Below are 9,838 nucleotides of genomic sequence, written 5' to 3'. Positions count from 1 at the left end.
AGTTCTGCGGATCACATACTGACATCGCGCCGAAGGTATCACCATGATAGCCGTGGCGCAGGGTCAAAATCCGCTGCCGCCGTTCCCCTTTTGCCTGCCAGTATTGTAATGCCATTTTCAGCGCAACTTCGACCGCCACTGAGCCAGAATCAGCCAGAAACACACATTCCAGCGCCGGCGGGGTCATGGCGACTAACTGTTGGCAAAGTTTCACCGCTGGCGGATGGGTGATACCGCCAAACATCACATGCGACATCTTATCCAACTGCTGATGTGCCGCCTGATTAAGCGCCGGGTGGTTGTATCCGTGAATCGCCGCCCACCATGAAGACATACCATCAATTAGCCGTCGGCCATCGGCCAGTTGCAGCTCAACACCTTCGGCGGCAACGACCGGATAACAGGGCAATGGGTCGGTCATTGAAGTGTAGGGATGCCAGATGTGGCGTTGATCAAAAGCCAGGTCAGAAGGTGTCATGAGAATTTGTTGTAAACCAAAATGATGCAAGAATGGTTGACAGTATATCGAGTTTATTTACACTGACGACACTTTTTTCTCTTCTTTGGAGAAGCCGTAATGGCAAATTATCTTCGCTGGACAGTCGGGCAAGCCCAGGCCCTGTTTGAAAAACCGTTGCTGGATTTATTATTTGAAGCTCAGCAGATTCATCGTCAGCATTTTGATCCACGCCAGGTTCAAGTCAGTACTTTGTTGTCGATTAAAACCGGCGCTTGCCCGGAAGATTGTAAATATTGTCCACAAAGCTCGCGTTACAAAACCGGGCTGGAAAGTGAGCGGTTAATGCAGGTTGAGCAAGTGCTGGAATCGGCGAAAAAAGCCAAAGCTGCGGGTTCAACCCGTTTTTGTATGGGAGCGGCCTGGAAAAACCCGCATGAGCGCGATATGCCTTATCTGGAAAAAATGGTCGAAGGCGTCAAGGCGATGGGCATGGAAACCTGCATGACCTTAGGGACTTTGGACAAGCAGCAAGCACACCGTTTAGCAGACGCCGGATTAGATTATTACAATCACAATCTGGATACCTCGCCGGAATTCTACGGCAGCATCATCACTACCCGCAGTTATCAGGAGCGGCTTGATACCTTAAGCGAAGTGCGCGATGCGGGGATCAAAGTCTGTTCCGGCGGCATTGTTGGGTTGGGCGAAACCGTTCGTGACCGTGCCGGGTTGCTGGTGCAACTGGCGAATTTGCCGAAACCACCGGAAAGCGTGCCGATCAACATGCTGGTCAAAGTGAAAGGCACACCGCTGGAAAATAACGACGATGTGGATGCTTTCGAGTTTATTCGCACCATCGCGGTTGCCCGCATTATGATGCCAACCTCCTATGTGCGGCTCTCTGCTGGCCGTGAGCAGATGAATGAACAAACGCAGGCCATGTGCTTTATGGCTGGGGCTAATTCCATTTTCTATGGTTGCAAATTACTCACCACGCCGAATCCAGAAGAAGATAAAGATTTACAGCTATTTCGCAAATTGGGACTGAACCCACAGCAAACCGCAACACAGCACGGTGATCGCGAACAGCAACAGGTTTTGACCGAGCAATTATTGCATAGTGATTCCTTGCCCGAAGACTCGGTTCAATTTTATAACGCGGCCCACTGATGAGCTGGCAGAACAAAATAGATCTCGGCCTGCAACAGCGACACGAGGCAGCCGCTTATCGTTGTCGTCAAGTCAATGATAGGGCGAATGGGCGCTGGTTACAGACTGGTGCGCAGCAATATCTCAACTTTTCCAGCAATGACTATTTGGGATTAAGTCAGGATGCTGCGGTCATTGCGGCCTGGCAGCAAGGGGCGCAGCGCTATGGCGTGGGGAGCGGCGGTTCCGGTCATGTTACGGGCTATAGCTTGCCTCATGCCCAATTGGAGCAACAATTATCTGACTGGTTGGGTTATCCGCGTGCCTTGTTGTTTATCTCCGGTTTTGCCGCCAATCAGGCTGTATTGACGGCGTTAACCGCTGCTGATGACCGAATTTTGGCCGATAAACTCAGCCATGCCTCTTTGCTGGAAGCCGCTACGCACTCTCCGGCGCAACTTCGGCGTTTTGCTCACAATCAACCTGATTCACTGCAAAAACTGCTTAATAAGCCGTGTCCAGGCCAAACTTTGGTGGTGACAGAAGGCGTTTTTAGCATGGATGGCGACAGCGCACCATTGGCGGCTATACAGCAACATACGGCGGCGGCGGGGGGCTGGTTATTGGTGGACGACGCTCATGGTATCGGCGTGCGAGGGGCTGCGGGGCGGGGAAGTTGTGAGTTGCAAGGTGTTAAACCTGAATTGCTGGTGGTGACTTTTGGTAAGGCGTTTGGCTTGAGTGGTGCGGCGGTGTTATGTCAGGAGCCGGTAGCCGAGTACTTGCTGCAATATGCTCGCCACCTGATTTACAGCACGGCAATGCCACCGGCGCAGGCCTGTGCTCTGCAAGCCGCGCTACTACGCATTCAGCAAGGTGATGATTTGCGCCAACGCCTCCAGCAACGCATTACACAATTTCGCTGCGGTGCGGCAGCTTTACCGCTGCAATTAGGGGCATCTGAAACGGCCATTCAGCCACTATTGGTCGGCGACAATCAACAGACAGTGGCATTGGCCGAACAGCTACGCGCTGCGGGCTTGTGGGTGACGGCTATTCGCCCACCGACAGTTCCTCCCGGTGGCGCAAGATTGCGTATTATCCTGAGTGCCGCCCATGAGAGTGAAGATATTGACCGTCTGCTGGAGGTGCTACATGGCGTTTGTCACTGAGAATTCACCGCTAGCAAGAGTCAGTAAACCCACAACAAATCAACCAACAGTGGATAAACCAGCAATTGCTGCGGCTTTTAGTCGAGCGGCAGGCAGTTACGATATCGCTGCCGATTTGCAACGGGAAACCGGTGAGGTTTTGTTGGCCCTTGGGGGGCAACATCCGGGGATGTCAGTATTGGATGCGGGTTGTGGTACTGGGCATTTCAGCCGCCTTTGGCGCGAGCGCGGTAAGCAGGTTATTGCATTGGATCTGGCTGCGGGCATGTTGGATCACGCCCGCCAACATAAAGCTGCCGATGACTACCTTCTTGGCGATATTGAGAATATTCCGCTCTCAGATCAATCAGTTGATATCTGTTTTAGCAATTTAGCGGTGCAGTGGTGCACCGATTTATCTGTGGCGCTGGCTGAACTGTATCGAGTCACTCGCCCAGGGGGGATCATCCTGTTTTCCACTCTGGCCGACGGCTCTCTGGATGAATTGGGGCAGGCGTGGCAACAAGTTGATGGTAAGCGGCATGTGAATGATTTCCTCTCATTTCAGCATATCAGCGCGGCTTGTCAGAGATATCGCCATACCCTGACACCGCAGATATATCAGCAACAGTTTCCGAATGTCATCGCCCTTATGCGCTCGCTACAGGGCATTGGTGCCACGCATTTACATCAAGGGCGCGAGGCTGGGTTGAATGGCCGCAAGCGCCTCATGGCCTTGCAGCAGGCTTATAGCATGCAATCTGGTTACTACCCGCTGAGTTACCATTTAGTTTATGGGGTTATTTATCGTGATTAGACGTTGGTTTATCACCGGCACAGATACTGATGTCGGTAAGACTGTTGCCAGTTGTGCATTGTTGCAAGCCGCAGCCCTCCAAGGCTTCCGCACCGCGGGTTATAAACCGGTAGCATCTGGCAGCCAGATGACAGCCGATGGCTTGCGTAACAGTGACGCCCTGGCATTATGGGCGAACAGCACTCAAACATTGTCTTATACACAGGTGAATCCACTGACACTGCTAGAGGCGACCTCGCCGCATATTGCCAGTGTCAGTGAAGGGCAGGAGATTCATTTGCCGGTCTTATCACAAGGCTTACGCCAACTTGAGCAATCAGCTGACTGGATATTGGTCGAAGGGGCAGGAGGCTGGTTTACGCCCCTTTCGTCACAGGTGACGTTTGCCGATTGGGTGCAGCAGGAACAATTGCCAGTGATAATGGTTGTTGGGGTAAAACTTGGCTGCATCAATCATGCACTGTTGACGGCTCTGGCAATTGAGCAAGTGGGGCTACCTTTGGTCGGCTGGGTAGCGAATGAGGTGATACCGGCAGGACGGCGGCAAACTGAATACATGGCAACACTGAAACGGATGATAAACGCACCGTTACTCGGGGTTGTTCCCCATCTTGCGGATTTGGCCACGTCTCCTGTGACAGAGCGACGTGATCTTGGTCGCTATCTGGATCTGAGTTTATTGGCAGTGCACCGCCGCCCAGATTAAAGGTAAATACGGATTTTTAGCCATTTGGTGGTTAAAAGGGCTAATAACAAGTATTAGCCCACTATTTCGTCTGGCATAAATAAGGTGTGCGCATAGCCGTATTGAGCCATTTCAACTGGCCAAATGCTCAATAATCATATTTTCATCCAACTGATCTAACGTCCCTTGCGCCACATTTCGCCCACCTGCCATCAGGCAAAATCTATCTGCAACATGTTGAATAAAAGGTAATCGATGTTCGACCAGCAACACCGTCATACCAAGGCTACGGCTAAGTTGGTGCAGGATATTGCCGATGTCCTCACTCAGTGGCGGTAACGTACCGTTACCTGGCTCATCAAGAATAAGCAATTCAGGTTCGGCGACCAGCGCGCGGGCAATCGCCAACTGTTGTTGCTGGTAACGGGTAAGTTCTCCACCCCGTTGATGACGTTTGTCGTACAACAAGGGGAACAACTCAAAAACCCAGCCCGGAATATGGCGTGATTTATGCCCAGCGAGCACGGCTATCAACATATTTTCCTCAACACTCATTTGGGAGAATATCTGTTGCCCTTGCGGAACATAGCCGATACCCAGCGCAGTGCGCCCTTCAACAGGTTGTTGTAACAAATTTTGCGGCGGTTCATGGTTCGGCTGCCAGGTCATGGTGCCACTCATAACGGGTAGATGGCCCATGATGCAATTAATTAATGTAGTTTTCCCTACGCCATTACGCCCAATCAGGCAGGTGCATTGGCCGCGGGGAATCTCCAGATTGATATCCCAAAGAATATGGTTCTGACCATAGTATTGATTTACAGCGGTTAAACTCAGCATCAGTGCTTCTCCTCAGTCGATCTCAGTTGCTCACAGGTATCCCGGTGTTCTGTAACGGCTAGTGAAGGATTAACCAGCAAATCTGCATACTTGGTAGCGGCAGCACTGCATAAAACACCACATTTCTAGCGGGTGGTTGCGAGTGTCTTTTGTTCCTCAAACAAGTAAGCAACTCTTGGGCCAAGTTGCGATGAGTTGAGATAAAATACGTATGTTAACGGGCTGTAAATGGTTTTGGCGCGCAAGGGGAAACTAAAACGGCTAAAACAGCTGGAGGGCCAGTGGTGAGTGGGCTTTTATTGCACTCAAGCAGTGCTATAAAGAAAATAATGGTGCAATAAAAATACAGTACTTCTTGCACTGCTGAGTAGCCTCACAGAAAGAACTAAAATTATAGAATTAGCAAATAGATTTGTTAGCACTAATTGAAATATACGGTGAAATAAAAATGTAAAAAAAACACTAAAAAAGTCAGTTTGTCACTATTACATCGCGAAGCTTCGCTTTTCGCCAACACGCGGCCCTTATGGGGTTGAATGAGTTATCCACCATTCCTGTGGATAACCTTGTGCATTAGCCATAGAAAACTGATGGCAGACGAGAGCGGACGCGGCTTCCGCTCCTGTTGTCCGGATTCTCGACTTTTTGATAAAGTTTTTAATTTTCAATGAGTTAATTAAAATCAAGCGATCAGAAAATATAGCCGGTACACATGGATAATCTTTAATCAATTAACTATCAATAATGTGTCGATGTTTATGGCTGGGGATAAAAATACTTTTAGGGTGCAAATGCTATCCACATATCACTGTAATAATGCGTGCAATATTGCAGTGAGAAAAATTTCAGCATTTTGGTGCTTGAAGCTGGTTTTATATCCAGTATCATAGCAGTGGCAAAAATCTATGGGGCTTTCATAATTAGCCTCCTGACAGTTTGTATTTCTCCGGCGGGTAGCAAATTCATGAGTAAATCATTCAAACTACATTCTGAGTTTAAGCCAGCAGGTGATCAGCCTGAGGCCATCCGGAAACTGGAGGAGGGGCTGGAAAATGGTCTGGCTCATCAGACGCTGTTGGGGGTAACCGGCTCGGGCAAAACCTTTACGGTGGCCAATGTTATTGCTGACCTGAATCGGCCCACCATGGTGTTAGCCCCCAACAAAACCCTGGCCGCACAACTTTATGGTGAGATGAAAGAGTTCTTTCCCGAGAATGCGGTGGAATATTTCGTCTCCTATTATGACTATTATCAACCTGAAGCTTATGTACCAAGTTCAGACACCTTTATCGAGAAAGACGCCTCGGTAAACGAACATATAGAACAAATGCGGTTATCAGCCACCAAGGCATTGCTGGAGCGGCGCGACGTGGTGGTGGTGGCCTCGGTCTCTGCCATTTATGGTCTGGGTGATCCTGATTTATACCTGAAAATGATGCTGCATTTGACCAAGGGGATGATAATCGATCAACGCTCCATTTTGCGGCGCTTGTCAGAATTGCAATACAGTCGCAACGACCAGGTGTTTCAGCGCGGCACTTTCCGGGTACGTGGCGAGGTTATTGACATCTTCCCGGCGGAGTCTGATGAATGGGCACTGCGGGTAGAGTTGTTTGATGAGGAAGTGGAGCGGCTATCGATATTTGATCCGCTGACCGGCCAGCTACAACATGAAGTTCCACGTTTTACTGTTTACCCTAAAACGCACTACGTTACCCCGAGGGAGCGTATTTTACAGGCGATGGAAGACATCAAGGTTGAGCTGGCAGAGCGGCGTAAAGTGCTGCTGGCCAACAACAAATTGATTGAAGAACAGCGTATTACCCAGCGAACCCAGTTTGACCTCGAAATGATGAATGAGCTGGGCTATTGCTCCGGTATTGAAAACTATTCCCGCTATCTTTCGGGCCGTGGGCCGGGAGAGCCGCCGCCAACACTATTTGATTATCTGCCATCAGATGGTTTGCTGATTGTAGATGAATCCCACGTCACCATTCCGCAAATTGGTGGCATGTACAAAGGTGACCGCTCACGTAAAGAAACCTTGGTGGAATATGGTTTCCGGCTACCCTCGGCGCTGGATAACCGCCCAATGCGTTTTGAAGAGTTCGAAGCGCTGGCACCACAAACTATCTATGTTTCTGCCACTCCCGGCAAATATGAGCTGGAAAAATCCGGTGGCGATGTCATCGACCAGGTGGTGCGCCCAACCGGCTTGTTGGATCCATTGATTGAGGTGCGGCCTGTAGCAACGCAGGTAGATGATTTACTATCAGAGATCCGTATTCGCGCTGCAATTAATGAGCGGGTGCTGGTCACTACGCTGACCAAACGTATGGCAGAGGATTTAACCGAGTATCTGGAAGAGCATGGCGCGCGGGTGCGTTACCTGCATTCGGATATTGATACCGTGGAGCGGGTTGAGATTATCCGTGATTTGCGTTTGGGTGAGTTTGATGTGCTGGTGGGGATCAACTTACTGCGAGAAGGGCTGGATATGCCGGAGGTTTCTCTCGTCGCCATCCTTGATGCTGATAAAGAAGGTTTCCTGCGTTCTGAGCGCTCCTTGATCCAGACCATTGGTCGCGCAGCACGTAACCTTAATGGTAAAGCCATTCTTTATGGTGACAGAATTACGGCTTCAATGGAAAAAGCCATTGGTGAAACTGAGCGGCGTCGAGCTAAACAGCAAGCTTACAATGAAGAGCGCGGTATTATCCCACAGGGGCTAAACAAGAAGATCGGCGATATTCTGCAATTGGGTCAACCTTCTACCCGTGGCAAAGGGAAAGGCCGGGGTGGCAAAGTGGCGGATACCAACAACTACCAATCTCTGGCACCAAAAGCGCTTGATCAGAAAATCCGTGAATTGGAAGCGAAGATGTACACCCACGCGCAAAATCTTGAGTTTGAGCAGGCGGCAGAATTACGCGATCAGGTGCATCAGTTACGCCAGCAGTTCATCGCTATATCTTAATATCTTGCGGCATAGCTCGATTCCTCGTAAGGTGTGCCGCTAAATTTAGGGTTAATAGATAAATAAAAAGGGCAAATGATGAGTGACCATGTATCAAAAGATCCGTTACACGGTATTACCCTTGAACAACTGTTGACCAAATTGGTTGAGCATTATGGTTGGGAAGAGTTGGCATACCGCATTCGGATCAACTGTTTCACCAGCTCACCAAGTATCAAATCTAGCCTGAAGTTTTTGCGACGTACACCGTGGGCACGAACTAAAGTGGAAGAGCTTTATATCCACATGAATGAGACCGCTGCTTTGGAAGAAAAATCGCGCAAGTAACCTTGTTCGCCCACTTACACCGAGCCTGCGCCACCTAATTGTTGCAAGGTGGCTTCCAGTGCCTGACGCAGTAACTCTCGGTCATGACGATAGGGAATATCTTTGGCTTCCAAGGGCTGTTGGACAATGATTCTGTCCGTAACGCCGCTGATATCAATGTGTGGGCTTACAATTGCTGCATCGATAATTTTTCGGCCGATCTTACTTTCCATTATTTCAAGCTTTTCGTGTAATGACAGCTCAGCGGCGGCAACACTGAGTTCACGCCCCAGATTGCCAATATAAATCATGCTGGCAGAGCTGCGTCGCAGGGCTTGAGTGAGATCATCGAGTAGTAACAGCGGCATCAGGCTGGTTAAGAAACTACCCGGCCCGATTAAAATGACATCCGCCTGGCCAATAGCTTCAACCGCTTCTTTGGTTGCGTGGACATGGGGGGACAGCAGCAAATCTTTCGGCATATGCGCAAGTTGGTCAATATTCACTTCACCGTAAACCGGGTGCCCCTCATGATCGATAGCCAGCAAATCGACGGGGTGTTCTGACATAGGAATCAACCAGGCATCGACTTTCAGCAAACTACGCACCAGGTTAATGGCCTCAATGGGACGAATGCTGAGATGGTCCAGTGCCTTGAGCATTAAATTACCCAGATTATGGCCTGCCAATTCGCCATTACCGGTAAATCGGTATTCGAACATTGCAGAAGCTACACTGGGTTCTGTTATCAATTGATTCAGGCAGTTACGTGTGTCACCCCAGGCAATCCCCCCCTCTGAACGACGTATGCGACCAGTCGAACCGCCATTATCGGTAGTAGTAACAATACCAGTCAGGCGTGAACCTAAAGGGGAAAGGGCTGACATCACTCGCCCCAGCCCATGACCTCCGCCTAAAGCAACCACCCGATCGAGGTCCGCTAATGTGCGATTTCGCATATTTTTCCTGCCTAAATATTGTAATAAGCATAGCTAATGGTGAAATTGCTGCATAAGTTAACGGATTTGCTGCCAAAACGCGATATAAGCCAAGATTTTCGTGATTTTAAACAAAGTATTATCCCCACAATAAAATAAGCTCAATAACAATATGTTTTGTTATATAAGTCGTTGTATATAAATATATATAGCGAAAAACAGCAATTGGCTATCTTGTGGTTTTAGCGTTAGAATCTGTAGGAAAAGTGGGGGTTTTAGCGATTAGCGGCTATACCCAAAATGACTTTTTTAACCATGGTTCAGTTAGCTGTGAGCACAGTGACTGAGCACAAACTCCTAGCCTTAGTGTCTACGTTGTTGCGTTTATGGACAATATGATGCTCTGGCCGTGGCTTTAAGCCACCAGGGTGCGAGGTAGAAATGCCTGCATCTCCCGTATTTGGAAAGGTGTTATGGTACAACTTACAGACGCATTTGCGCGCAAGTTCTATTAC

Annotated in this window: 9 protein-coding genes and 1 riboswitch; of the genes, 6 read left to right on the top strand and 3 right to left on the bottom strand. The window is 49.3% G+C overall.

The window, feature by feature from the left end:
- Positions 1–478, bottom strand: a 478-nt coding sequence (locus ACNSO8_RS03425) for an aminotransferase class III-fold pyridoxal phosphate-dependent enzyme (protein WP_418393826.1), incomplete at its 3' end; no start/stop codon positions are given.
- Between the two features lie 99 nt (positions 479–577).
- Here ACNSO8_RS03425 and bioB point away from each other — a divergent pair.
- From bioB to bioD, 4 genes are read left to right on the top strand one after another with little or no spacing between them, the layout of a single operon-like run.
- Positions 578–1,630, top strand: a complete 1,053-nt coding sequence (gene bioB, locus ACNSO8_RS03420; RefSeq protein WP_050160063.1) for a biotin synthase BioB — start codon at positions 578–580, stop codon at positions 1,628–1,630.
- Entirely contained in the window at positions 1,630–2,781 is a 1,152-nt protein-coding gene (gene bioF / locus ACNSO8_RS03415) for an 8-amino-7-oxononanoate synthase (protein ID WP_418393825.1), read from the top strand. Before bioB ends, bioF begins: the two co-directional genes overlap by 1 nt.
- Positions 2,765–3,577 (top strand): malonyl-ACP O-methyltransferase BioC, encoded by an 813-nt coding sequence (bioC, locus tag ACNSO8_RS03410; RefSeq protein ID WP_050916882.1) that lies wholly within the window; start codon positions 2,765–2,767, stop codon positions 3,575–3,577. The genes bioF and bioC overlap by 17 nt, the downstream gene beginning before the upstream one ends.
- A complete protein-coding gene (gene bioD, locus ACNSO8_RS03405) occupies positions 3,570–4,283 on the top strand; it encodes a dethiobiotin synthase (protein ID WP_418393824.1) in 714 nt (237 codons plus the stop codon). Before bioC ends, bioD begins: the two co-directional genes overlap by 8 nt.
- Positions 4,284–4,394: 111 nt before the next feature.
- Here the strand turns inward: bioD and ACNSO8_RS03400 are convergent, their stop codons facing one another.
- Positions 4,395–5,102, bottom strand: coding sequence for an ABC transporter ATP-binding protein (locus ACNSO8_RS03400; RefSeq protein ID WP_005158946.1), 708 nt, complete (start codon positions 5,100–5,102; stop codon positions 4,395–4,397).
- 964 nt (positions 5,103–6,066) lie between these two features.
- Between ACNSO8_RS03400 and uvrB the strand changes: the two genes are divergently transcribed.
- Both uvrB and ACNSO8_RS03390 read left to right on the top strand, forming a co-directional pair.
- Positions 6,067–8,079 (top strand): excinuclease ABC subunit UvrB, encoded by a 2,013-nt coding sequence (gene uvrB, locus ACNSO8_RS03395; RefSeq protein WP_011816794.1) that lies wholly within the window; start codon positions 6,067–6,069, stop codon positions 8,077–8,079.
- 78 nt (positions 8,080–8,157) lie between these two features.
- Positions 8,158–8,406: a VF530 family DNA-binding protein gene (locus ACNSO8_RS03390; protein WP_005158944.1), complete on the top strand. Its 249-nt coding sequence runs from the start codon at positions 8,158–8,160 to the stop codon at positions 8,404–8,406.
- 14 nt (positions 8,407–8,420) lie between these two features.
- On the opposite strand, the gene yvcK is transcribed toward ACNSO8_RS03390, so the two are convergent.
- The gene (yvcK, locus tag ACNSO8_RS03385) at positions 8,421–9,344 is read right to left on the bottom strand and encodes a uridine diphosphate-N-acetylglucosamine-binding protein YvcK (RefSeq protein ID WP_005158941.1); all 924 of its coding nucleotides are present in this window, start codon (positions 9,342–9,344) and stop codon (positions 8,421–8,423) included.
- Between the two features lie 321 nt (positions 9,345–9,665).
- A riboswitch (molybdenum cofactor riboswitch) is annotated at positions 9,666–9,810 on the top strand.
- Positions 9,811–9,838: the final 28 nt, after the last annotated feature.

This window comes from Yersinia sp. LJYL362, from assembly GCF_048323875.1.
The sequence above is the reverse complement of the archived record's forward strand: the minus strand, read 5'-3'. Positions and strand labels throughout refer to the sequence as shown.